This window comes from Streptomyces sp. NPDC005202, assembly GCF_040608235.1.
Taxonomy (GTDB): Bacteria; Actinomycetota; Actinomycetes; order Streptomycetales; family Streptomycetaceae; genus Streptomyces.
The window spans coordinates 31,280-54,512 of sequence record NZ_JBEXHW010000040.1 but is presented as its reverse complement, the minus strand read 5'-3'; the positions used below and the strand labels follow the sequence as shown (position 1 = coordinate 54,512).

18 protein-coding genes and 6 pseudogenes are annotated in these 23,233 nt (G+C 68.6%); 10 read left to right on the top strand and 14 right to left on the bottom strand.

The window, feature by feature from the left end; all coding sequences use genetic code 11:
* Positions 1–131, top strand: a pseudogene (locus ABZV31_RS33880) (IS5/IS1182 family transposase); the annotation flags it as partial.
* Positions 132–153: 22 nt separating this feature from the next.
* Positions 154–381: a YgjP-like metallopeptidase domain-containing protein gene (locus ABZV31_RS33875; RefSeq protein ID WP_355900688.1), complete on the top strand. Its 228-nt coding sequence runs from the start codon at positions 154–156 to the stop codon at positions 379–381.
* Between the two features lie 78 nt (positions 382–459).
* Here the strand turns inward: ABZV31_RS33875 and ABZV31_RS33870 are convergent.
* A pseudogene (locus ABZV31_RS33870) lies at positions 460–726 on the bottom strand (multicopper oxidase domain-containing protein); the annotation flags it as partial.
* 57 nt (positions 727–783) lie between these two features.
* A pseudogene (locus ABZV31_RS33865) lies at positions 784–1,053 on the bottom strand (transposase); the annotation flags it as partial.
* Positions 1,054–1,539: 486 nt separating this feature from the next.
* Between ABZV31_RS33865 and ABZV31_RS33860 the strand changes: the two are divergent.
* Positions 1,540–2,235, top strand: coding sequence for a hypothetical protein (locus tag ABZV31_RS33860; protein WP_355900687.1), 696 nt, complete (start codon positions 1,540–1,542; stop codon positions 2,233–2,235).
* A gap of 69 nt (positions 2,236–2,304) precedes the next feature.
* On the opposite strand, the gene ABZV31_RS33855 is transcribed toward ABZV31_RS33860, so the two are convergent.
* From ABZV31_RS33855 to gap, 7 genes and pseudogenes are all read right to left on the bottom strand, one after another.
* Positions 2,305–5,241 carry a hypothetical protein gene (locus tag ABZV31_RS33855; protein ID WP_355900686.1) on the bottom strand — a complete coding sequence of 979 codons (2,937 nt, stop codon included), beginning with the start codon at positions 5,239–5,241 and terminating at the stop codon, positions 2,305–2,307.
* Positions 5,220–6,140, bottom strand: a complete 921-nt coding sequence (locus ABZV31_RS33850; protein WP_355900685.1) for an NAD(P)/FAD-dependent oxidoreductase — start codon at positions 6,138–6,140, stop codon at positions 5,220–5,222. Before ABZV31_RS33850 ends, ABZV31_RS33855 begins: the two co-directional genes overlap by 22 nt.
* Positions 6,098–6,898, bottom strand: coding sequence for a 1-deoxy-11-beta-hydroxypentalenate dehydrogenase (gene ptlF / locus ABZV31_RS33845; protein WP_355900684.1), 801 nt, complete (start codon positions 6,896–6,898; stop codon positions 6,098–6,100). Before ptlF ends, ABZV31_RS33850 begins: the two co-directional genes overlap by 43 nt.
* A gap of 127 nt (positions 6,899–7,025) precedes the next feature.
* On the bottom strand, positions 7,026–8,480 hold the full coding sequence (locus ABZV31_RS33840) for an MFS transporter (RefSeq protein WP_355900683.1): 1,455 nt from the start codon (positions 8,478–8,480) through the stop codon (positions 7,026–7,028).
* A gap of 58 nt (positions 8,481–8,538) precedes the next feature.
* Positions 8,539–9,390, bottom strand: coding sequence for a 1-deoxypentalenic acid 11-beta-hydroxylase (ptlH, locus tag ABZV31_RS33835; RefSeq protein WP_355900682.1), 852 nt, complete (start codon positions 9,388–9,390; stop codon positions 8,539–8,541).
* 135 nt (positions 9,391–9,525) lie between these two features.
* Positions 9,526–10,701, bottom strand: a pseudogene (gene penM, locus ABZV31_RS33830) (pentalenolactone synthase); the annotation flags it as partial.
* A gap of 193 nt (positions 10,702–10,894) precedes the next feature.
* Positions 10,895–11,899, bottom strand: a complete 1,005-nt coding sequence (gap, locus tag ABZV31_RS33825) for a type I glyceraldehyde-3-phosphate dehydrogenase (RefSeq protein WP_355900681.1) — start codon at positions 11,897–11,899, stop codon at positions 10,895–10,897.
* Between the two features lie 139 nt (positions 11,900–12,038).
* On the opposite strand from gap, the gene ABZV31_RS33820 reads away from it, so the two are divergent.
* Together ABZV31_RS33820 and ABZV31_RS33815 are read left to right on the top strand one after the other, a co-directional pair.
* Positions 12,039–12,500: a MarR family transcriptional regulator gene (locus tag ABZV31_RS33820; protein ID WP_355900680.1), complete on the top strand. Its 462-nt coding sequence runs from the start codon at positions 12,039–12,041 to the stop codon at positions 12,498–12,500.
* A gap of 408 nt (positions 12,501–12,908) precedes the next feature.
* Positions 12,909–13,085 (top strand): annotated as a pseudogene (locus ABZV31_RS33815) (helix-turn-helix domain-containing protein); the annotation flags it as partial.
* A gap of 32 nt (positions 13,086–13,117) precedes the next feature.
* Here the strand turns inward: ABZV31_RS33815 and ABZV31_RS33810 are convergent.
* Complete coding sequence (locus tag ABZV31_RS33810) at positions 13,118–13,543, bottom strand: hypothetical protein (RefSeq protein ID WP_355900689.1); 426 nt, start codon at positions 13,541–13,543, stop codon at positions 13,118–13,120.
* A 46-nt stretch (positions 13,544–13,589) separates the two neighbouring features.
* On the opposite strand from ABZV31_RS33810, the pseudogene ABZV31_RS33805 reads away from it, so the two are divergent.
* A pseudogene (locus ABZV31_RS33805) lies at positions 13,590–14,678 on the top strand (EF-Tu/IF-2/RF-3 family GTPase); the annotation flags it as partial.
* Positions 14,679–14,812: 134 nt separating this feature from the next.
* Here the strand turns inward: ABZV31_RS33805 and ABZV31_RS33800 are convergent.
* On the bottom strand, positions 14,813–16,639 hold the full coding sequence (locus ABZV31_RS33800) for a coagulation factor 5/8 type domain-containing protein (RefSeq protein ID WP_355900679.1): 1,827 nt from the start codon (positions 16,637–16,639) through the stop codon (positions 14,813–14,815).
* A 471-nt stretch (positions 16,640–17,110) separates the two neighbouring features.
* On the opposite strand from ABZV31_RS33800, the gene ABZV31_RS33795 reads away from it, so the two are divergent.
* Genes ABZV31_RS33795 through ABZV31_RS33780 form a run of 4 tightly spaced genes read left to right on the top strand, consistent with a single transcriptional unit; the run spans position 17,111 to position 21,723 of the window.
* The gene (locus tag ABZV31_RS33795) at positions 17,111–18,427 is read left to right on the top strand and encodes a sugar ABC transporter substrate-binding protein (protein ID WP_355900678.1); all 1,317 of its coding nucleotides are present in this window, start codon (positions 17,111–17,113) and stop codon (positions 18,425–18,427) included.
* Between the two features lie 14 nt (positions 18,428–18,441).
* Positions 18,442–19,437, top strand: a complete 996-nt coding sequence (locus ABZV31_RS33790; RefSeq protein ID WP_355900677.1) for a sugar ABC transporter permease — start codon at positions 18,442–18,444, stop codon at positions 19,435–19,437.
* Positions 19,430–20,329, top strand: coding sequence for a carbohydrate ABC transporter permease (locus tag ABZV31_RS33785; RefSeq protein ID WP_355900676.1), 900 nt, complete (start codon positions 19,430–19,432; stop codon positions 20,327–20,329). The genes ABZV31_RS33790 and ABZV31_RS33785 overlap by 8 nt, the downstream gene beginning before the upstream one ends.
* Positions 20,330–20,358: 29 nt before the next feature.
* On the top strand, positions 20,359–21,723 hold the full coding sequence (locus ABZV31_RS33780) for a GH1 family beta-glucosidase (protein ID WP_355900675.1): 1,365 nt from the start codon (positions 20,359–20,361) through the stop codon (positions 21,721–21,723).
* Here the strand turns inward: ABZV31_RS33780 and ABZV31_RS33775 are convergent.
* The 3 genes from ABZV31_RS33775 to ABZV31_RS33765 form a co-directional block, all read right to left on the bottom strand.
* Complete coding sequence (locus tag ABZV31_RS33775; protein WP_355900674.1) at positions 21,653–22,237, bottom strand: hypothetical protein; 585 nt, start codon at positions 22,235–22,237, stop codon at positions 21,653–21,655. The genes ABZV31_RS33780 and ABZV31_RS33775 overlap by 71 nt on opposite strands.
* Before the next feature lie 62 nt (positions 22,238–22,299).
* Complete coding sequence (locus ABZV31_RS33770; protein ID WP_355900673.1) at positions 22,300–22,500, bottom strand: hypothetical protein; 201 nt, start codon at positions 22,498–22,500, stop codon at positions 22,300–22,302.
* 252 nt (positions 22,501–22,752) lie between these two features.
* The gene (locus ABZV31_RS33765) at positions 22,753–23,205 is read right to left on the bottom strand and encodes an ATP-binding protein (protein ID WP_355900672.1); all 453 of its coding nucleotides are present in this window, start codon (positions 23,203–23,205) and stop codon (positions 22,753–22,755) included.
* Positions 23,206–23,233: the final 28 nt, after the last annotated feature.

Here is a 23,233-nt window from a genome sequence, read left to right as displayed (position 1 = left end):
TCGAACGCACCATGTCCTGGCTCGCCGGCTGCCGCCGCCTGCACCGCCGCTACGAACGCAAGGCCGAACACTTCCTGGCCTTCACCGCCATCACCCGCACCCTCATCTGCTACCGCAGACTCACCAAATGAGACGGCGTCTAACTCATGACCATTGCTCCAAGGCCCTGGCCGCCAGCGTCGTGATCGGCTCTGCGTCCTCGTCCACGAACTCGCCCACCTCCACCATCCCCACCATCCTCCCGGGTTCTGGCGCACCGTCGGCCGGGCGATGACCGACTACGAACACCTCCGCGACGAACTCGATGAGTGGGGCGCCGACGTCTGGCTGCCTAAGGCGATGCTCGGCCGCCTGTTGGTGCCCTTTGACCTGGGCTGGTGATCAAGAATTGGATGTGCGCGGGCTTGCCCCCGGAGCGCGGTCGGGTGAGGGCGGCCGCGATGACGGTGGCGAGACTGGTCATACCACCTCGAAATTCGCCATCATCGCCATGTCCTCGTGCTCAAGGTTGTGGCAGTGCAGCATGAAGCGGCCGTGATAGCCGTCGAAGCGGGCAAGGATCTCCACCACCTCGTACGGGCGAACGTCGACGGTGTCCTTCCAGCCCGCGTCGCTGGCCTCCGGGGGTGGGCCGCCGCGCGAGAGGACCTGGAAGTGGGCCATGTGCAGATGGACGGGGTGGTGGAAGTCGCTGCTCAGGCGCCAGCGTTCGACGGTGCCGAGGCGCGGGCGGGCCAGGGTCTCGGCGGCGTTGAAGGGACGGCCGTTGATCGTCCACAGGTCGGTGCCCTTCTTGATGAACCCGGTATCGTCGATGATCAGGACGCCATCTGGCTGCCCGAGCTTTTCGGCGACGTATTCCTGAAGGTCGTCGCGGACGGCGTCCGCGTCCCAGCGGCACCAGGACAGCAGCCGTTGCAGTCCATCCGGGGTGGGGTGGCCTGCGTATTCGGCGAGTTGCCAGCCGTTCTTGCGGCCCACCGGACCCAGCAGCCCGCGGACGTAGTCCCGCATCCTGCGGCGCGGTTCGATGCGGCCGAACCGGTGAGCCACCCGCTGGAAAAGATCCTCAAGTTCCGCTTCCCATACACCTGCTGCAAGATCCCCGATCACATAGGCAGGCTCCCCAGCAGATCACGCCTCCAGCGGCGGATATACACGATCGAGGGGCGGTCCCACCGAGACCGCCCCTGACACGCCGTCATTCGGATACGCTCAAAACCCTGCCCCTGACCAGCAGAAATACCAAAGTCCTGCTAGAGTACTAAGCCGTCAACGGCACGATCTTCCGGTGGGTCACGGGGGTACAACGAGGAGCGGCTCCACTCCGCCCTCGACTACGTGCCACCTGCCGAGTACGAACGCGACTACTGGCGGAGCCAGGCTCAAGCCGCGCAGTCTGCCTGAAACAAGATCACCGGACTCTACGAAACTTGGTGCAGTTGGTTCAGCCCCCAGCGGCTCGCCCGCGTGTTGCGCCTCTGGCTGATGTGCCGGAGGCCACTGTTCTGGTGGCGGGCCGACAATAGGCTCGTCGGCATGACCGATGACCATCTCACCCGCGTTCTGGAACGGCTCGACGCATGGCTCGAAGCGAACGCGCCGGCCGACCACGCGGCACTGAACTCCCCAGCCGCGCAAGGTGACATCAGCAAGATCGGCGAGTATTTGATCGAGCTGCACCCCGACGTCGTCACCTGGCTGAAACGGCACGACGGAGTCACAGCCACGACAGGCTCCTCCCCTGCCGGGTTCCTACTACCGGGCGGCTACGCCCCGAACACCGCCGACGAGATGAACGCTGGCCAGCGCGACATGGAACGAAGGGTTGCGTGGAGCCTCGACGAGGAAGACGAGGACGAGATTCTGTGGTTCACCGTCGAGGACGGGCACGAACTCGACATCATCGGTGACGGAACGACTGTCTACTCGACCGAGGACCTGGGACTCGTACCGGCTCCCACCACCTGCCACATCCGCTGGGTCCCGTTCGCATCCTCGACGGAATCCGGACACGACTTGATTGTCGACCACCGGCAAGGGCCGACGCACGGGGCTGTCCGCAGGATCGAACCGGACGCTGTGGACCCGAGCACTGTGGTCTGGCCCAGCGTGACCGCCATGTTCACCTCCGTGGTCGAAGCGCTGGAGACGGCCCGGCCGATCACGGTGGGAACGGTGGCATACGTGCCGAGAGTCCTTGACGGCGCTCTCGGCTGGGAGATCGTCCGCTAGGCGCGGACAGGCAGAAGGGGCCGACGAGTCGGACATCCTCGCCGGCCCCTTCTCGCTCCGCCGTATCAGCTACGGGCGGACCTCACACACCTCACCGATGGTGCACCCCTCCAGTCCTGGCGCTTCGATGTAGAAGGCGTCGTTGTCGGCGACCCGCGCCTTCGTGTAGAAGTTCCCCAGTCGGCCGCCGAGGCCCTGGTTCTGCTTGGCCGACATGGATGCGCGACCGCACAACTCCTTCCACGTGGGGTCGGGATAACGCTCGTCGTAGTACAGGCGCCACTTGCCGTCGTTGTTCTTCTGGGCATACAGCTGGACGCATTCATCGCCGCTCTGAACGAACTGGCCGCCGCTTTCCTTGGTGGCGGCGAACGGAAACTCGTCGCAGTCCACGCCCGACGTGCCCGGCTTGGTGATCTCCGGTGTGGCCTTGCTGTTCGTCTGCCACGACGTGGGACAGATCGTGTTCCGGTTCGCCTGGCGCACGGAGTCGTCGATCTCCCGGTGCAGCGGCTTCTTCTCCTTCTCGCTGCTCGGATGAGAGGGCAGCTGTTCCCGCAGCAGCCAGTAGTAGGCGGCCGCGACCGGGTACTTCGCGGTGTTGAGGGTGAACTTCGGGATGTGCTTCTTGAACACACAACCCGTCGAGTTGTTGACGTACACCGAGTTGTCGCACCTGACCTGGCTGAAGTAGGTGACGGTCGGCTGGGTGATCTTCAGCGACCCGGTCGCGGCGGACGGCTTGAAGTCCAGCCAGAACTTCCGGTCGAAGGTCTGCTCCGTTCCCTCGTCCGGCTTCGTCCACGTGGTCGTCTTGCCCGCCGCCGCCCAGTGGTGGTCGGACAGCCCTGTCCACATCGTGGAGCCATCCCAGGAGGACGAGTATTCGACCTTGCAGTTCGGTGCGCAGTCCGAATTCCAGGACTCCAGCGATACGGTTCCCAGCGTGGAATCGATCGTCAGGGCACTGACGGCGAGGATCTCGCGCATCGTGTTTTTGTAGCTGTTGGCCAGCTTCGTCTCATGGCGGACGAGGAACGTCGCATCGCCGATGTGCGTGACCTTGCCGTTGTCGACCCGGTCGACGCTGATCAGCACGGCGAACATCAGGCAGGCCTCACGCCGTTCGAGCGTGTAGCCGCTGACGGAGGGATCGGTGCCGCACCAGGTGACCAGGGTCCCGTTCGGTCCGGCGGCCCTGGGAGCGAGCCGAGGAGCGCGGGCGAACAGGGAAGGGTCGACTGTGGTCGTGTTGGTGACGCATTCCCGCAGGCCGTCCTTCGTCACGCAGTGCTGTGCCTTGCCCGCTTCGGCGCTCCGTATCAGGCCGGGCAGGGGTGTGGTGATGACGCCGTCGGGGTTGGGCTGCTTCTCCTTGTCGTCGTCGATGAAGTCGACGTCCGGTGCGTTGTTGTCGGCGTCCGGGAGGACGAGGCCACCCACCCCGGCGTCGGGTATGCCGTAGTCGCCGGGTACGAAGGCGGCCGCGTCCCAGGCGATGTCCTTGTCCGCGGTGCCAGAGCCGGTGGTGTTGGAGAGCCTGACCTCGGGTGTCTTGTCGTTGAAGCGGTAGGCGCCCAGGGACACCCACGAGTTGGACTTGTTGGCGCTCTGGTCGACCGTCTTCTTCACGATGCCTTCGGCGGTGTCGATCTCGTACACGGCCTGCTTCGTCTGTGCCCCGGTGTCCGGGATGTGCACGTAGACCTTGGCCTGCTTCTCGGCCACGGGCTTGTTCAGCTTCCAGGTGCCGAGGACGGTCAAGGGGCCTGCTGGCCCGCCCAGATGGTCCTTGTCGCGTTCGTGGGCGTACCAGAAGTGGCCCTGGTAGCCGCCGCCGATCTGGAACAGGTCTCCCTTGGCCTCGTACTGGCCGTCGGAGTCGGGGCGGAAGGTGAACTCGAAACTGCCGTCCGTCTTGGTCTTGCCGCAGTCGCTCCAGGTGTCGGTGCCCGCCGGATCGGACTCCACGACCAGGGATCCCGACGGTGCCCCGGAGCAGACGGGGGTGCCGTACTGGAGCCGGTATCCCCGTCCCGGCTCGGCCCGGAGCGTGGCGTACTTGATGTCCTCGTGGCCGCAGGTGGTGGCGCAGTCCTTCTTCCACGTCACATTGGAGCCGTTCCACCAGTACTGCTGGTAGCACTCGGCGTTGGGGCAGTCCGGCGGGCTGGAGACGTTGCAGTGGTTGGCCGTGTTGCAGAACGCGTCCAGCGGAGGCTTGATCTTGCTGCGCTGCCCCGCGTCGACCCACCAGGAGGGACGGAAACCGGCGGAGGAGAACCCGGACTCGCCGGGCCAGTCCTGCCGTCCGTCGGTGGAGTAGGAGTGGCCGGTGTCGATGGACCAGGCGGACCAGCCCATCACCTTCTCCTCATACGGCCAGTCCTGCGGATGGGCGGCGTCACGGCTGGCGTTCGGGTCCACGGAGGTGTCCATGAACGGCAGCCGGGACGGCGGGTAGAAGGGATTGGCGGGGTTGTTGTACCAGCCCAGACCCCAGTGCCCGTTGTTCTTCGACGCTTCCGACACCGGGTTGAAGCCGAGGTTGTAGTCCCACAGCGCGGCGAACCAGTTCTCCGGCCTGGACGGGTCGTCGTTGTTGACCGTGATGGTCTGCCCGCTGGTGTGGAGCTCGTTCCACTTGTCGGCCAGGATGTACATGGACGCGGCGACGTTCACCGTGTAGTCCAGCGCGACGGCCTTCTGCGTGGCCGGAGGCAGGCTGGTCTCGCCGGGCTTCTCGTGCCCGGCCAGGCGCATGCCGTCGGTGACCTGCCCGACGCCGTAGCCGCAGTCCGACTTGTCCCAGTGAATCTTCCAGTAATCGGCCGGGTCGCTGCCCTTGTGGCCGTAGAAACCGGCGGTGGCGGCGAGCGGGCTGCCCATCTGGCCGGGGATCACACCGGGTTCGGCCTCCCACATGTTCGACTCCTGGGCGAGGACGCCGAGCATCACCTGGGCGGGGATGCGTCCGCCGCCCTTCAGCGTGGGCGGTGGGAACATCCCTTGGGGGTCGATGGTGCCCAGGCCGGTCTGGGAGCGCCATCCGCCCTGGTTGACCCACTTGGCGCGCAGTTCACCGCGGACGGCCAGGTCGACCGCCCACTCGACCTCGTTCGGGGTCGGCTGAAGTGCCTGCGCTTTGACATCGTTGCGGGGGACGGAGCACCAGCGGTCGGTGTCGACCGGGTTGTGGGAGACGCCGGAACGCCGGTGTAGTCGAAGTCCCAGCGGCTGGTGTGGAAGGAGTGCCCGGCGAACGTCTCCAGGCCCGGCAGCCCGGGGAGTTTGGGGCGGTGCATCAGACCGATCGACATGGCCACGTACCGGGCCCGGATCAGATCCCCGCGGTCGGTGCTCACCAGCCACTTCCCGGCGGCCTCGTCCCAGCGCAGCTCGGTGACGGTGGTCTGGAAGAGGGCGTCGCGGTAGAGGTCGTACTGGTGGGCGATTTTCTGGAGGTGGGCGAAGATCTCGGGCCCGGTGGAGTACTTCTCGGTGGGTATCGTGCCGATCTCTTCGAGCAGCGGCATGTAGATGTAACTCTCGACGTCGCACCGGACGCCGGGGAAGCGGTTCCAGTACCAGGTGCCGCCGACGTCGCCGGCCTCGTCGATCAGCCGGATGCGCTCCAGGCCGGTCTCCTTGCGCAGATGGGCGCCGGTCAGCAGGCCGCCGATGCCGGCGCCGACGACGGCGACGTCCACCTCGTCGGTGAGCGGCTCGCGCTCCTGTCGCTCGGTGTAGGGGTCTCGCGCGTAGCGGCTGAAGTCACCGCGCGCGAACTGGTAGGTGCGACCGACGCTGCGCTTGTCGCGTTCCTGCCGGTATTTCTCCCTCACCGCTTCCAGGTCGATGGTCAGTGTTTCATCGCTACGGTCGTCGCTTTCGGCGCGGGCCACAGCTCCTCCTCTGGGGAAGGGGGCGGAAGGGAAACATGACGCCATACGTCGTCGAACTGATCGCGCAGCCGCAGCGGGGCGTCGGAGTTGCTGAAGAGATAGAAGCGGTCGGAGCCGAGGGCCTCCCACACGAGTCCGGCGACGTCCTCGGCGCTCACCGAGGTGTCGCCGCCCGCGCCGCGCGGGGCCGTCAGGCCTTTGACCATGGGGGTGTCGACCCGGCCGGGACACAGCACCGACACCCGGACCCCGGTGCCCCGCAGATCGGCGCGCAGACTGCGGGCGACCGCGAGGTCGGCGTGCTTGGAGGCGGCGTAGGCGGCGCTGCCGGCGCCGACGACGAAGGCGGACATCGAGGCGGTGTGGATCAGATGGGCGGGCCGACCGCGCTCCAGCAGCCGGGGGACGAAGGCGCGGGCGACCAGGACGTGCGCCCAGTGGTTCACCTCGAAGACCTGCCGCATCCGCTCCAGCGGCACCTCCCACAGGGGCTGTCCCACGGGGCCGAGGACCCCGGCGTTGTTGCACACCACGTCGATGTCGCCGAGCAGGTCGAACGCCGTGTCCGCGAGCCGTTCGACGGTGTCCGGGTCGGTCAGGTCGGCGGTCACGGCGGTGACCTGAGCGCCCTGTGCGGTGAGTTCGGCGGCCCGGCGGTGCAGTGCGTCGCCTTCGATGTCCGCCATGACCACGCCGGCGCCGGCCCGTGCGAAGCGGGCGCTGAGGGCGAGGCCGATGCCGCTGGCCGCGCCGGTCACCACGGCTGTCCTTGTCTGTAAGTGCACTTGGCTGTCTCCGCTTCTGCGCGCGGGTACGCCGAAGGACGGCGCGCCGTTGCCAACGAGAAGGTCTGGATCAGATCGCGCAGTTCGAGGGGCGCGGGTGTCAGCTGGGGTCGGGGAGCTTCAGGCTGATCACGAGAACAGTCGCCGAGAAACACGCCAACAGGGCGAGAACGAGCACGGCCGCCGACGCCGTCGACAGCGAACCGGCCAGGGAGACATAGAGGGTTCCGCCGACGGTCGCGCCCAGCGCGGTCGCCATCTGCTGGCTGGTCACCAGCACACCGCTGCCCATGCCGGCCTGCGCGGGGGGTACGTCGGCGAGGATCATCCGGAACAGCGTCGGGCCGATCAGCGCCGCGCCTACGCCGAAGAGGGCGATCCCGACGAGCACGAGCGCCAGGGAGGGATGCGGCCAGCCCAGCCGGATCACCAGCGCCAGCAGCAGCAGGCCCGTGCCCTGGACGAGGGCGCCCAGGGTGACGATCCGGCGGCCCAGGGCCGCCGCGATCCTCGGGGTGAACCGCGCCACCACGAAGAACGCCACGGCGAACGGCGCCAGCACCCCGCCGGAGGCGAGCCCGTCGAAGCCGAAGTGACCCTGCGCGATCAGCGCGTAGACGAACAGGAAGGCGCCGAAGCCGGCCGAGAACGGCACCATCGCCGCCAGCCCTCTGCGCATCCCCGGATGGGACAGCACCGACGGGGACAGCAGCGGTGAGCCGCCCCGCGCCTCCAGTCCGCGTTCGGCCCGCACCAGCGCCAGCGCCCCCACCGCGGCGACCGCGAGCAGCGACCACAGCCACAGCGGCCAGCCCAGGTCGGGGCCCGCCACGACCAAGGCCAGGACACAGACCATGGCGACACCGAACAGCACGGTGCCCAGCGGGTCGAAGCCCGGCTTCGCGTCGGCCCTGGTCGCGGGGACGCGTCGGACGGCCAGCAGCGCGGCCACTCCGATCGGCACATTGATCGCGAAGACCGACCGCCAGCCGATCCCGGCGACGTCCAGCGAGACCAGCAGCCCGCCCAGGATCTGCCCGGTGACCATGCCGAGGGCCGCGGTCGCGCCGTACATGCCGATGGCACGGGCGCGCGCCTGGCCCTCGGTGGCCGCCTGGATCGTCGCCAGCACCTGCGGTACGAGCATGGCGGCGGCGGCGCCCTGCAGCAGCCGGGCCGCGACGAGGAACTCGATGGTCGGGGCGAGTCCGCACAGCGCCGAGGTGACGGTGAACGCCGCGAGCCCGTAGGCGTACAGGCGCCGTCTGCCGAAGGCGTCGCCCAGCCGTCCGCCCAGCACCAGGCCGAGGGCGTAGGTGAGGCCGTAGCCGGACACCACCAGCTCCAGTGCGGCGGGGCCGCCGTGGAGGTCCTCACTGATCGAGGTCAGCGCCACATTGACGATGGAGGCGTCCACGATGGACAGGGCGTATCCGGTGAGCACCACCACGAGGGCGATGCCACTGAGCCCCGCGGCGGCCGGTTCCGTGCCGGCCGAGGGCTCCGGTGTCGCGTTGGGCCCCTTCAGAGGGGGGAGGCCCTCGTGTTTCGTCATGCGCTGCCTACCCAGGCGTTTGTGGGGGACGGTTGAGGCGGGTGCGGGGGCAACAACGTCACTCGGTGGTGGTGGGGGTGCCGGTGATCTTCGACATGATTCCCTTGGAGGCGTCCTTCGCGGACTCCGCCCAGGGGGTCAGGGCGTTGAACCCGCGGTGCGAGGAGGCGGGCTGGATGCGGGTGTCCATCGACATCCGCATGCCGGCCGGGTTCACCGAGACGTTCGGGATGGACTTGTGACACATGAAGGCGTGGAAGATGATCACGTCGCCCGGTTCCATGGGCGAGAACAGCAGCTGCTCGTCCGCGCCGAACTCCTCCGCCGGGATACCGCGCACGGCGTGGCCGAAGCGGCGGAAGTTCTCGGTGACGACGTGCTCGCGCGGGCCCTTCTTGTGGCTGCCGTCGGCGACGGCGACGCCGCCTATGTCGCGGGTCGTCGGGAGCAGCGGCATCCAGGCGGTGCGGAAGTCCTTGTTCGGGCCGATGTAGAAGCCGTCCTGGTGCAGCGGCGTCAGGAAGCTCGGCTCCGCGGAGCCCGCGGCGGAGGGGTAGTAGCGGATCGTCGTCGACTTGAAGACGAAGACGGGCTCGCCGAAGACCTTCTCCCAGACCTTGAGGGTCGAGGGGTGGTTCCACAGGTCGTCGTACTTGACGTAGTCGTGCATCGCCACCTCGTCGACCGCCTCGAAGGACTCGATGGTGAGGGTGTCGAGCGTGGTGCCGGGGGCGGCGTGGCCGAGTGCGATCAGGCCCTCGAGCATCTGCTCGGCGGCGGTCCGCACGAGTTCACGGTCCAGAGCGCCGCGCAGATAGAGGTAGCCGTGCTCGTCGTAGAACCGGTCGAGGGCCTCACGGTCGTCGAGAAGGGGCGTGCAGTCGACGTAGTCGCTGAAAGTGTCCGTCATGGTTCCTTGTCCTCGTGACTGTGCGTGGGGGGAGGAGCGTCAAACATCCGGGCGGGACGACGGCTTCGATCTTGCGGCATATGCCACCTATGACCATGAACGGTGGACGGCTGTGTTTCGCTCGTGCAATGCCACTCAGAAGGTAACGGGGAGTTCGTCGAACCCGCCGGTGATCCGGTGCTCCTGCCAGCGCAGCGACTCCTCGGGTACCGCGAGCCGCAGGTTGGGCAGTCTGCGGAACAGCCGCTCGAACACCGCGGTTAGCTCGATCCGGGCCAGCGTGCGGCCGATGCAGTGCCGGGCGCCGTGCCCGAACGCCAGGTGCGACTTGGGCTTGTCCCGGGCCAGGTCGAACAGGTCGCCGTCGGGGAACGCCCGGCCGTCGTAGTTGGCCGCGCCGATGGCCAGCATCACCGCGTCTCCGGTCCGGATCACTGTCTCGCCGACGGTGATGTCGCTGTGCGCGTAGCGGGGTATCAGCGCGTTGGATCCCCTGCCGCCAACGCCCAGGCGCAGGATCTCCTCGACCGCGGCCGGCGCGAGTTCGGGATTCTCGGCCAGCAGGGCACGCTGGGCCGGATTGCGCAGCAGCAGCAGGGTGCCCAGGTCGATGCGCACGATGGTGGTCTCGTAGCCGAACAACAGCACGGCGTTACCCAAGTGGGCAATGTCCGCATCGGACAGTGCGCCGTCTTTCTCGGCGATCAGCTCGGACAGGATGTCGTCGCCCGGTTCGGTTCGCTTGCGCGCCACCAGTTCCGTTGTGTAGTCGACAACCTGTTGAAAGGTGTTCGCCGAGCGCTGGTTGTCGCTCTGGTCGAATGTGCCTCTCGCCCACTGCCCGAACCGCTCCCGGTCGGCCAACGGCACGCCGAGCAGATCGCAGATCACCATGGTCGGCAACGGAAACGACAGCGCGCGGTGCAGGTCGGCCGGCGGGGTGCCGGCGGCCAACTGGTCGAGCAGGTCGTCCACGTGGTGCTCGATCCGGGTCTTCATGAGGCGCATCCGGCGCGTGGAGAACCGGGGCACAAGCAGCGCGCGCATCTGCGCATGCCTGGTGGCCTCGTTGTCGCAGTCGTCCCCGGCCATCAGCGCGATCATGAAGCCCCTGGCCGCGCTCTTGGCCGACTGCTCCGGGTTGGGATTGCTGAGACCGAGTCGGCGGTCGGCGAGTAGTGCCCTCACCTCGTCGTAGCGGGTGACCAGCCAGGCATCTTCACCGGCGGTCCGCACCCTGGTGATCGGCCCCTCCTGCTGCAGTGCGCGCATCTGGGGCGCTATGCCGAGCACGGCTGGGTTGTCGAACGGTAACCTCGGAAGTTTCCTTCATTTCGTCTGTCCTCGTGGCGTCGTGCGTGTCGGGCATCCGGGCACGCCGACGGCATCGGTGGCGTCGGGTGCGCTGCGCGCCGGTTTACGGGCGCGCCGAAGCGACGGCCGCCGCTTCGGCGGACGACCGTTGCTGACGTGCGGGTGGTACAGACGCCGGGTCGGCGAGAAACTACAAAGACGACCCGATGAGGAGTGCCAGGTCGACAAGGCGGTTTGAGTAGCCCCACTCGTTGTCGTACCAGCCGACGACCTTGACCTGCGGGCCGGACACCCGGGTGAGCCCGGCGTCGAAGACACAGGAGGCTGGGTCGCCCACGATGTCGGTGCTGACCAACGGCGCGTCCACGCAGGACAGCAAGCCCTTGTACGGTCCCGAGGCCGCCGCTGTGTACGCCTCCTTCACCTCGTCCACAGTGGTGCCGCGGCGGGTGGTGACCGTGAGGTCGGTGACCGAGCCGGTGGGGACGGGCACCCGCAGGGCGAAGGCGTCCAGCCGGCCGGCGAGTTCTGGCAGGACGAGGCCGATGGCCTTGGCGGCGCCGCTGGAGGTGGGCACGATGTTCAGGGCCGCGGCCCGGGCCCGGCGCAGGTCCTTGTGCGGGGCGTCCTGGAGGTTCTGGTCCTGCGTGTAGGCGTGGACCGTGGTCATCATGCCGGTGTCGATGCCGACGGCGTCGTGCAGCACCTTGGCCAGTACGCCGAGACAGTTGGTGGTGCAGGAGGCATTGGAGATGATGGTGTGGCGCTCGGGATCGTAGGCACCGTCGTTGACGCCCAACACCACCGTGATGTCCTCGCCGCTGGCCGGAGCGGCAATGATGACCTTCTTCGCTCCGCCTTCGACATGTGAGCGCGCCTTCGCGGCGTCGGTGAAGATGCCGGTGGACTCGATCACGATGTCCACTCCCAGGTCGCCCCAGGGCAGGGCGCCGGGGTCGCGCTCGGCGAGGACCTTGATCGTCCGGTCACCCACGCGGATCGCGCCCGGCTCGGCGGTGATCTCCTCGGGGAAGCGCCCCAGAATCGAGTCATAAGCGAGCAGGTGGGCCATCGTGGGCACGTCGCCCAGGTCGTTGACGGCGACGATCTCCAGCTCCGAAGTCCGCGCGGCCGCCGCACGGAAGACGTTGCGACCGATGCGCCCGAAGCCGTTGATGCCGATTCGCACAGTCATTGGTGTGTTCCTCACCTAGCGCTCTACAAGTCCATTGACGCGCCGTTGCGCCGAGGTGCAATGCAAACCGTGCGCCTGGACGAGGCGCCGGGCGCGCAATCGATCAGGAGCTTATATAAGTCTGCGATATATTTCCAGGGTGACTTCTACTCAGTGTGCCGACAACAGAGCCGACTTGGATGTCGGAGACTTCGCCAGGGCGATCGAGAACTTCAACCGCTACTACATCCGGCTTCCCGCGGTGCAGAAGCTGTCGTTCACGACACTGTCCGTGCTGGACACACTGGCCTTCAGCGGCCCGAAGCGGCTGACCGAACTGGTCAGGACCGAGCAGATCAGCCAGCCAGGGCTCACTCAGCTGGTCACCCGGCTCGAGCGCGACGGTCTCGTGGAACGCCGCCCCGACCCGGTGGATGGACGCGCCGTCCTCGTCCACATCACCGACAGCGGCCGAAAGATCGGCCAGGCCCGGCACGAGGACCGGGAGCGTCACCTGATCCCGCTGATCGCCCAGCTGACGCCCGCGGAACGACAGGCGATCGCCGCGGCTCTGCCTGCCCTGACCCGCCTAGCGGAACTCGGGGCCGAAGCCGGACGGTAGGGCCCGTCCATTCCTCGAACGTGTCGGCCACGCCCACGGATCGACGACGAGGGGCTACGGTCCCATGCGCCCAGGCGCTTGCCGCCGGGCAGTGAGGAGGCGGGCGGATCAGGCGGGGCCGCGCCGCGGTCGGTGGCGCAGCCCGCCTGATCCGGGCGAACTGCAGCCGCTCCAGAGGCGGGCCGCGAACTTGAGGGGGGAGCGCCACCGTCAGGTGACGCTGCCGCGGGTCGTCGGTCGTGTCCGGGGCGGCGGTGCAGCCGACCTCGGCCTCGCCGCAGCCCTGTGCTGCTACAAACGACTCGTCCGCCTCACCACATAGGACACGTCTACTGACCTTGGCGTTATAGCGTCTGAGCCTTCGTCGGACCTGGTGACAGGGTCCGTCTTGGCTGGTAGCCCGGAAGTATGCGGTATCCGGATGGGGGCGGGCTGACCGCCGAGCAGCGCAAGCGCCGGGAAGAGGTACGCATGCGGGCCGCTGACCTCTTCGAGGAGGACGTGAAAGTCCCGTGCATAGCCCGGGAGTTACGGGTGAGTAAGAAGTCGGTCTACCAGTGGCGCAGTGCCTGGGCGTCGGACGGGCGGGAAGCGCTGCGGTCCCAGGGGCCCCCGGGCTACGAGATCACAGCGGGGTGGGTGACCGCTGCCTGCCAGGCTTCGAGGCGACGCAGGTGGGCGCGGACCGAGACGTCCGGCTCCAGCTCGGGATGGATGAGCCGGCGGAAGTGGGCACAGCTGCGGTGGAGTTCCTTGATGTACGCCTCGATCTCAGCCTCGTCCGCATCGGTCTTTTCGAAGCGGTGCTGCTGGGCCGCGTAAAGATCCTGTCGGCGCACCCGGTCGTCCCCGTCCAGTACGAGCTGCAGCCACATGAGCTGTTCGAGCTCGTCGTTGGTGAGATTGTCCTGCAGAGGGAGCCAGTACGTCTCGTAAACGTGCTCGCCTCGGGTGGGCAGTCGCATGAACAGGTAGTTGCGCAGAAGGTCCGCCTGACTGAGCTTGAAGCCCGTGTTGTTGAGCGACTCGAAGATGCGATGCACGTTGTCCCCGCGCTCCGCGGTGACGGCGACGAGCGTGAGCCTGGAGGTGATGGCCTACCTGCCGTCGCCGCTCGACGTGCCGCCCGTGCGTGGCACTCACGACGGTACGGAGCAGGAGCGGGCCGCCGACCCGGCGGCGCCGTTCGACGCCCTCGCGTTCAAGGTGAACGCCACCGCCACCGGGCGGCTGACCTACCTGCGGGTGTACTCGGGCACGATCGAGAAGGGAGACACGGTGTGGGACGCGGGTGCGCGGCGCGCCGAGCGGATCGGGCGGATTCTGCGCGTCCAGGCCGACCGGCACGCCCAGCTGGAGCGCGCGGTCGCCGGGGACATCGTCGCGGTGGTCGGGCTGAAGGCCGCCCGCGCCGGCTCGACCCTGTGCGCGCCGGGCGCCCCGCTCGTCCTGGAACCGCCGGGCGTCGTTGAGCCGGTCGTCTCCGTGGCGGTCGAGGCCCGCAGGGGCACCGACACCGACCGGCTGACCTCCGCGCTTGCACGGCTGACCGAAGAGGACCCCTCGCTGGTCGTGCGGACCGACCCCGAGACCGGGCACGTCAAACAGGAGGGCGGGGCAGGGCAGTTCGCCCATGTCGTCCTCGACGTGGAGCCACTCCAGGCCGCAGAGGGGGCCACCGGCTTCGAATTCCGCTCGACCGTCGTCGGCGGGCGCGTGCCGCAGGAGTACGTCCGGGCCGTCGAGGCCGGCTGCCGGGACGCCCTCGCCGAAGGGCCGCTCGGCGGCCATCCCGTGACGGGCCTGCGCGTCACGCTCACCGACGGGGCGACGCATGTGAAGGACTCCTCGGAGACGGCCTTCCGCACTGCCGGCCGGCTCGGTCTGCGCGAGGCCCTGCGCGCCTGCGCGATGGTGCTGCTGGAACCGGTCGTCGAGGTCACCGTCACCGTGCCCGAGGACGCGGTGGGGTCGGTGCTGGGTGATCTGGCGGCGCGGCGCGGCCGGGTGACCGGCTCGACCACCCGCGCCGGCGCGGCGGTCGTCACCGCAACCGTGCCGCTGGCCGAGCTGTTCGGCTACGCGACCCGGCTGCGCAGCCGGACCCAGGGTCGCGGCACTTTCACCACCCGGCCCGCTGGCTACGCCCCGGCGCCGGTCCCGGCACCCTCGCGGTAGCACCGACGGCGGCCCTTCCCGTAGCCGGGTGGGGCCGCCACGGCCACCAGTGAGCGGCCCTTCCCGTACCCGGGCGGGGCCGCCGCCGTTACCGGCACCGCCACCGGTGCCGCCACCGGTGCCGGCCCCGGTGGTCAGGGATACGACACCACCGTCGACGGCGTCGTCGACGTCCCCGACGTCGGCGCCCCCGTCTCGTTGATGACGTGCTCGTACTGCCCGTTGCCGCCGAGCGAGACCACCAGCAGGTCGTGGAATGTCACCCCCGGCCGGTTCGGGGCGGCGAAGCCGTGGTGCTGCACGATCGTCGGGTCGACGTTGTAGTAGCAGTAGCTGCCCAGGCCCCAGCCCTCGTGCGCGGTGACGTTGTCGCCGACCTTGTAGGCGGCGTAGCCCTTGATGGATCCGTTCTGGACGGCGGCCTGGTTCGGGGCGTCGTAGGCCTTCTCGTTCTGGAAGAAGATGGTGCGTCCGCGCTGGCCGTACCACTGCACGTCGTACTTGTTGAAGTGCTCCACGAACAGGCCCGTGGCCAGCACGTCGTCGCCGTTGACGACGACGCCGTAGTCCGCCCGGTTGGTCTCCCAGCCGACGCCCGTGCCGTGGTCGGCGCGCCACACCCAGGTGTGGTCGACGATCGTGTGCCGGCTGTTGATCACCATGCTGGTGGTGGCCTTGCCGGCGCCGGCGCCGCCGATCCGCACGAACACGTCCTGCACGGTGGTCGGGTTGGCCGAGTGGTCCTGCGACGCACCCTGCGGGCCGACCTCCAGCAGCGTCGCGGAGTTGACCGGCCCGGCGTCGATGAGGAAACCGGCCAGCCGTACGCCGTCGACGTCGGCGACCTGCAGCGCCGTCACGCCGTTGTCCGGGACGACGGTCGCGTAACCCAGGCCCAGCACCACGGTGTTGGGCCGGTCCACCTGGATTGGCTGGTCCACGTGGTAGATCCCCGGGGTCAGCAACAGGTGAAGCCCTTGTGTCAGCGCCTGGTTGAGCGTTGCCGCGGTCACGCCCGGCCTGGCGACGTAGAACTGCGTGAGCGGCAGGGACGTACCCCTCGGCGTGCCGTTGCCCCAGGTGACCCCGCGGGCGTTCGTCCGTTTCTCCGGCAGGAAGACGCAAAACTCGCTGCCGCTGACGTACAGGAAGGGCTTCTCGCGGGAGACGGGGGTGGTGTCGAGCGTGGTGTACGGCGGGTTCGCGAAGCTCTGCGCGGGGGCTCCCTCGACGCCGGAGAACACCATGTTCCACACGCCGTTGAGCCAGCTGCCGATCGCGCTGTCGCGGGTGTACCACTGCTGCTGCGAGTACGGACCGACCTGGCCCTCGATGCGGCTGTCGGCGATGTAGCCGCCGCTGGCCCAACCGTAGCCGGTGGGTGCGAGGTTGAGGCCGCCGCGGACGTGCATGCGGCGGAAGGGCGCGGCCTGGGCGACGGCCCAGCGGTTGGTGCCGTTGGCGGGGACGAGGGCGAGGTTTTCCGCCGAGCGCCAGAAGTTCTGCGTGGCGTTGCCGTTGAACCAGCCCGCGTCGACCGTGACGTCCCCGTTGATGGTCGTGTCGTCGGGGGACAGGCCGAGGCCGGCGATGGAGGTGTAGAAGCCGAGCTGGGCGTTGAGGCCGTGGTAGGTGCCGGGTTTGAACAGCAGGGCGTAGCGGCCGGTGCCGAACTGCGCCGACTCCTGTCGGCTGAAGACCTCGTCGAGTCCGGCCTGGATGTCCGGCGTGGACGGGTCGAAGACGAGGACGTTGGGGCCGAGGTCGCCACCGCCGGGGAGGGCGCGCGGCTTCCTGCGGGACGGGGTGAGTTTCTCGGGTGGCCTGGCCTTCTGCGCGGCCGACGCCGGCGATGCGGACAGCCCCGCCAGGACGGGAGCGGCCGCGGCGGCGGCGCCGAGGACGGTTCTGCGGCCGACGGATGGCCGCAGGGCAGGGGAATCGGGGGAGACAGGGGGCATGGGGCGGCTCTCCTGGTTCAGGAAGTGAACGATGTGGGGTTCGGGGAGCGCTCTCTCGCCGATGAATGCTTCATCCGGGTGAACGATGCGTCAAGAGTTGTGACCGGAGTTCCGTCAGCGGTCGTTGATCGGCCGTCAACTCGCCGACGCCGCTCAGGAGATGCCTTGGCCGTCCGCGGCGTGGTCGGCCGGGGTGTCGAGACCCAACCGTTGCAGTACGCCCGCACCGCCCTCCCGTCGCAGGCCGTCGCAGGTCAAGCGCCCAGTGGCGGCGGTATACCGCCGACTGCGCCGGGTCCGCCGCGACCGCCCGTCGATTTCAGCCTTGCCGGATCCCTTGACGAGCGTTTCCCGTGAGGTTTAACTCACGTCCTAAATTAAGACGTGAGGAGCTTCGGGAGTCGAACGGGGTGTCGTCGTCTCCGGAGCCTTCTCGCGGTTCTCGACTCCCGGAAAGGGACACCAGGAGCCATGCGCAGCATCCGAGCCGCGGCCGTAGGCGCCGTCACCCTGTCTTTCGCCCTTGCCGCCTCGGCCTGCGGAGGCGGTTCGTCGACGGGCGGCGGGTCCAACGACTCGCCCAAGACGCTCACGTACTGGGCCTCCAACCAGGGCGCGAGCATCGAGATCGACAAGAAGGTCCTCCAGCCCGAGCTCGACAAGTTCCAGAAGCAGACCGGCATCAAGGTGAAGCTCGAGGTCGTCCCCTGGTCGGACCTGCTGAACCGGATCCTGACCGCGACCACCTCCGGCCAGGGCCCCGACGTCCTCAACATCGGCAACACCTGGAGCGCCTCCCTGCAGGCCACCGGCGCACTGCTGCCGTGGGACGCAAAGAACTTCGACAAGATCGGCGGCAAGGACCGCTTCGTCGACTCCGCGCTCGGCTCGACCGGCGCCGAGGGCAAGGGCCCGTCCGCGGTGCCGCTGTACTCGATGGCCTACGCGCTCTACTACAACAAGAAGATCTTCGCCGACGCCGGGATAGCCAAGCCCCCGGCCACCTGGGACGAACTGGTTGCCGACGGCAGGAAGATCCAGCAGAAGGGCAAGCAGGTCCTCGGCGCCGAGGGCTCCAACGTCTCGGAGAACATCCACCACGTCTTCGTCTTCGCCAAGCAGCACGGCGCCGACTTCTTCACCGCCGACGGCAAGCCCGACTTCACCAACGACGGCGCGGTCGCCGCGGTCAAGCAGTACGTCGGCCTGATGGCGAAGGACAAGTCCATCCCGCAGGGCAACGCCGAGTACGCGCAGAACCAGTCGGTGAGCGACTTCGCCAAGGGCAGGACGGCGATGCTGCTGTGGCAGTCCGCCTCCGCCAACCTCAAGTCGCAGGGCATGGGCGAGGACCAGTACGGCGTCGCCCCGGTACCCGTGCAGTCCGGCACCCCGGGGACCGGCACGCAGGTCAACTCGATGGTCGCGGGCATCAACATCGCCGTGTTCAGGAACAGCCACAACCTCGACGGCGCCGCGAAGTTCGTGAAGTTCATGACCAGCGACGCCGAGCAGAAGATCCTCAACAAGGCCTACAGCTCCATCCCGCCGGTCAAGTCCGCCCAGGAGGACCCCGCCTTCAACACCCCGGCGAACGCCGTCCTGAAGGACACCCTCGCCAAGAGCGCCGCCGCGCTGCCGCAGGTCGCCGCCGAGTCGCAGTTCGAGACGACGGTCGGTACGGCCGTCAAGGAACTGTTCGCCGACGCCGCGGCCGGACGCGCGGTGACCACCGCGTCGGTGAAGGCCAAGCTTCAGAAGGCCCAGCAGCAGATGCCGGCGAAGTGAGCGCGGACACCGTCATGACGACCACTGTCCCTACGGAGACGGGGGCACCGACCGTGCACAAGAGCTCCCCCGGTGCGGCGCGCGGCCCGCGCCGCACCGGGCGGATCCGGCGCGTCGGACTGCCGTACCTGCTGCTCCTGCCCGCCCTGCTCCTCGAACTCCTGGTCCACCTGGTGCCGATGGTGATCGGCATCGTGATGAGCTTCAAGGAGCTCACCCAGTTCTACATCCGCGACTGGGGCACCGCCCCCTGGTCCGGCCTCGACAACTACCGGATGTCGGTGGACTTCAACGCGCCCGTCGGTGAGGCGCTGCTCCACTCCTTCCTCGTCACCGTCGGCTTCACCCTGCTGTCGGTCGGCCTGTGCTGGCTGATCGGCACGGTGGCCGCGATCTACATGCAGGACACCTTCCGCGGCCGCGGCCTGCTGCGCGCCCTGTTCCTGGTGCCGTACGCGCTCCCGGTGTACGCGGCCGTCATCACCTGGGTGTTCATGTTCCAGCACGACAACGGCCTGGTGAACCACGTCCTGCACGACCAGCTGCACCTCACCGACAAGCCGTCCTTCTGGCTCATCGGCAGCAACAGCTTCTACGCGCTGCTGACGGTGTCGGTGTGGAAGGGCTGGCCGTTCGCCTTCCTCATCGTCATGGCCGGCCTGCAGAACATCCCCAAGGAGCTGTACGAGGCGGCCGCGCTCGACGGCGCCGGCATGTGGCAGCAGATCCGCCGCATCACCCTGCCGTCGCTGCGCCCGGTCAACCAGGTGCTGATCCTGGTGCTGTTCCTGTGGACGTTCAACGACTTCAACACGCCGTACGTCCTGTTCGGCAAGGCCGCCCCGGAGGCCGCGGACCTCATCTCGGTCCACATCTACCAGGCATCCTTCGTCACCTGGAACTTCGGCACCGGCTCCGCCATGTCCGTCCTGCTGCTGCTGTTCCTGCTCGTCGTGACGGGCGTCTACCTGCTGCTGACCTCCCGAGGAAGGAAGACGGCCGATGTCTAGCACCTCGCACGCGCCCCGGGTGCCGACGACGTCGGCCCCCGTCCGCTCGCCGATGGCACCGCCGCGGTCCTTCCTCTGGTCCCGGCGGATCTTCCTCACGCTGCTCACCGGCTTCGTCCTGGTGCCGGTGTACGTCATGGTCTCCAGCTCCCTGAAGCCGCTCGCCGACGTCACGGGCAAGTTCCGCTGGCTGCCGAGCGGCCTGACGATCCGCCCGTACATCGACATCTGGTCGACCGTCCCGCTGGCGAAGTACTTCGTGAACTCGCTGATCGTGGCGGGCGCGGCGACCGTCTGCTCGGTGGTCATCGCGGTCTTCTCCGCGTACGCCGTCAGCCGCTACACCTTCCGCGGCAAGCGCGTCTTCACGGTCACCGTGCTGTCCACGCAGATGTTCCCCGGCATCCTCTTCCTGCTGCCGCTGTTCCTCCTCTACGTCAACATCGGCAACGCCACCGGCATCGCCCTGTTCGGCTCGCGCGGCGGGCTGATCCTGACGTATCTGACCTTCTCGCTGCCGTTCTCGATCTGGATGCTGATCGGGTACTTCGACTCGGTGCCGCGCGACCTGGACGAGGCGGCGCTGGTCGACGGCTGCGGCCCGCTCGGCGCGCTGTTCCGCGTCGTCGTGCCGGCCGCGATCCCCGGCATCGTCGCCGTCGCCGTCTACGCCTTCATGACCGCCTGGGGAGAGGTCCTCTTCGCCTCCGTCATGACCAACGACACCACCCGCACCCTCGCCGTGGGCCTGCAGGGCTACTCCACGCAGAACGACGTGTACTGGAACCAGATCATGGCCGCCTCGCTCGTCGTCAGCGTGCCCGTGGTCGCCGGCTTCCTGCTGCTGCAGCGCTATCTCGTGGCCGGGCTCACCGCCGGTGCGGTGAAGTGACCGAACCCCCTACCTCCGAAGGGACTTCTGTGTCCGACGCCATCGACCTCGCCGCGCTCCCGCACGACTTCCTGTGGGGCACGGCCACATCGGCGTACCAGATCGAGGGAGCCGTCACCGAGGACGGCCGCTCGCCATCGATCTGGGACACCTTCTCCCACACCCCCGGAAAGATCGACAACGACGACCACGGCGACGTCGCCTGCGACCACTACCACCGCTGGCGCGAGGACATCGGCCTGATGCGGCAACTCGGCACCAACGCCTACCGGTTGTCGATCGCCTGGCCGCGCGTCGTGCCGGGCGGCGACGGTCCGGCGAACCCCAAGGGCCTCGCGTTCTACGACGAGTTGATCGACGGCCTGCTGGAGGCGGGGATCACCCCCTCGGTCACGCTCTACCACTGGGACCTGCCGCAGGCGCTCCAGGACCGCGGCGGCTGGCCCGAGCGGGCGACCGCCGAGCACTTCGCCGCGTACGCGTCGGTCGTCGCCGAACGCCTCGGCGACCGCGTCACCCACTGGGCCACCCTCAACGAGCCGTCGTGCTCGGCCTGGATCGGCCACCTGGAGGGCAAGATGGCCCCCGGTCTGACCGACCTGACCGCCGCGGTCCGCGCCTCCTACCACCTGCTCCTCGGCCACGGCCTCGCCGCGCAGGCGATCCGCGCCGCCGCGCCGAACGCCGAGGTCGGCATCGTCAACAACCTCTCCACCGTCTTCGCCGCCACCGACCGCCCCGAGGACGTGGCGGCCGCCCGCCGCCACGACGGCCACGTCAACCGCTGGTGGCTGGACCCCGTCCACGGCCGCGGCTTCCCCACGGACATGCGGGAGGTGTACGGCGTCGAACTCCCCGAGCAGCCGGGCGACCTGGAGACGATCGCCGCCCCGCTGGACTGGCTGGGCCTGAACTACTACTTCCCGGCCACAGTCGCCGACGACCCCACGGGCCCCGCTCCTCACGTCCGCTCCGTGCCCCGCCCCGGCGTGCCGCGCACCGGCATGGACTGGGAGATCGACGCGAGCGGCATCGAGACGCTGCTGCTGCGCCTCACCCACGAGTACGGCGCCCGCAGGATCTACGTCACCGAGAACGGCTCCGCCTTCCCCGACGTCGTCCGCACCGACGGCACGGTCGACGACCCCGAGCGCCAGGACTACCTGGTGAAGCACCTGGCCGCCTGCGCCTCCGCCGCCCGCAAGGGCGCCCCGCTGGCCGGCTACTTCGCCTGGTCGCTGCTGGACAACTTCGAGTGGGCGTACGGCTACGACAAGCGCTTCGGCCTCGTCCACGTGGACTACCGGACCCAGGTCCGCACCATCAAGGGCAGCGGACACCGGTACGCGGAGATCGTGCGCGCGCATTGGGAGCGGCACCGGAAGGCCGCCTGAGGCGCGTTGCTCGCGGTGCGGTGGGTGCAGTGGGTGCGGGTGCGGGAGCCCGCACCCACCGCGGCACCCTGCACCGGGCCGGTAGGTGGTTGCGCAGTACGGCCTCGATCTCCGCGGCGTCGCCTGTCGCCGCTAGGGGCCAGGGGGTCTCGTCGCCGTTTTCCATGACCAAGCTGCTCAGGAAACGCACGCCGGCCGGTGAGGGCACGTACGAGTCGCGGAGCCACTGGGCGAACAGGGCCGCCGCGTCCGCGGTCACGTCGATGATGCTGACATGGGCGTAGTCCGGGGCGGGCATGGCAGCCGTCCCCGTGACGAAGACGTCCGGCGCCACCTCGATCTCGAAGTCCAGGACAGGCACATCGCGGAGGGAGGAAGTGTTCGTCTCCAGGAAGGCGTCAGGAAAGGCCCGCGCCAGCGCATTCCTGAACGTCTCCAGGCTCGCCTGCCACGCGGCTGGACTGTCCTCGGGCGGAGCGAAGACGAAGTTCGACCGCAGGTTGTACTCTGCCACCACAGAAGTCCTTCACTCTCAGGGCACATACCGTGCGGAACCGGTGACACCGTTCATGGCCATCATCGACTCTCCGCCGACTTGTACACCTTCGCGAACGCCCGCCCCGCGTCGTCGTCCCCGGCCATGCCATGCTGACGGTCCAGCTCGTGGAAGAGCGCGATGGTGGTGTCGCGGGTGCCGACCATGACCGTGCCCACCATTCCCATGGACGCCTTGATCATGCCCTCGGCGATGACCTTCAGGTCCGGTGGCAGCCCCACACTCATCTCCTTACGACGAACAGGCCGATTACGCAGGCCAGTTGGCCTGCCTTTCCATCGCACAAGGATTCTGGCAGCACAGGGGCCACGGGCCGCGCGTCTCTGCCGGCCGCCGGTCCGTGAGCGCGCGCCAGCCCGGCCACCGGGCGCGGAGGCAGGTCCGGCCGGGCGTCGGCGACCGGAAGGCCCCGAAGTTCTCAAGGAGACCACGGCCCTCTGACGCGGCGACGGCGATCAACGGGGGTTTTCTCCTCAACGCCCTCTCATGGAGCAGACGTCGAGTTCCGCCCAGACGGTCTTGCCGCCCGGCGGATACGGCTCCGTGCCCCAGCGGTCGGCCAGGGCGGTGACCAGGAGGAGACCGCGGCCCGACTCGGCGTCCGGCGGCGTCTCGAAGTCCTCCGACAGGGACGGCAGTTGGTCGCCGCGAGCGTCGGTGACGGTGATGCGGAGAAGGCCGGCGGCCGGGTCGAGGGTGAGCGCGAGGCGGAAGTCGCGGCCCTGGAGGCGGCCGTGGAGGGCGGCGTTGGCGGCGAATTCGGCGACGATCTGCTCGGCCCGCTCGGTGACGCCGGGTGACACCTGCCAGATGCGCAGTTCCTCGGTCGCGAGCAGGCGGGCGAGACGGGCTCCGCGGCGGGTGGAGGACAGCTGTTGGGCGAACGTCCTGATGGCGGTGGACAGGTGAGGCGTGGTCGCGTTCATGGGACCACGGTGACGGGCGCGCGGGGGC

Excerpts from the sequence above, each read along its gene's own strand:
- ABZV31_RS33840 (WP_355900683.1), bottom strand. The coding sequence starts at position 8,480 with ATGACGAAACACGAGGGCCTCCCCCCTCTGAAGGGGCCCAACGCGACA.
- ABZV31_RS33855 (WP_355900686.1), bottom strand. The coding sequence starts at position 5,241 with ATGTTCCCACCGCCCACGCTGAAGGGCGGCGGACGCATCCCCGCCCAG.
- gap (WP_355900681.1), bottom strand. The coding sequence starts at position 11,899 with ATGACTGTGCGAATCGGCATCAACGGCTTCGGGCGCATCGGTCGCAAC.
- ptlH (WP_355900682.1), bottom strand. The coding sequence starts at position 9,390 with ATGACGGACACTTTCAGCGACTACGTCGACTGCACGCCCCTTCTCGAC.
- ABZV31_RS33795 (WP_355900678.1), top strand. The coding sequence starts at position 17,111 with ATGCGCAGCATCCGAGCCGCGGCCGTAGGCGCCGTCACCCTGTCTTTC.
- ABZV31_RS33860 (WP_355900687.1), top strand. The coding sequence starts at position 1,540 with ATGACCGATGACCATCTCACCCGCGTTCTGGAACGGCTCGACGCATGG.
- ABZV31_RS33790 (WP_355900677.1), top strand. The coding sequence starts at position 18,442 with ATGACGACCACTGTCCCTACGGAGACGGGGGCACCGACCGTGCACAAG.
- ABZV31_RS33785 (WP_355900676.1), top strand. The coding sequence starts at position 19,430 with ATGTCTAGCACCTCGCACGCGCCCCGGGTGCCGACGACGTCGGCCCCC.
- ABZV31_RS33765 (WP_355900672.1), bottom strand. The coding sequence starts at position 23,205 with ATGAACGCGACCACGCCTCACCTGTCCACCGCCATCAGGACGTTCGCC.
- ABZV31_RS33800 (WP_355900679.1), bottom strand. The coding sequence starts at position 16,639 with ATGCCCCCTGTCTCCCCCGATTCCCCTGCCCTGCGGCCATCCGTCGGC.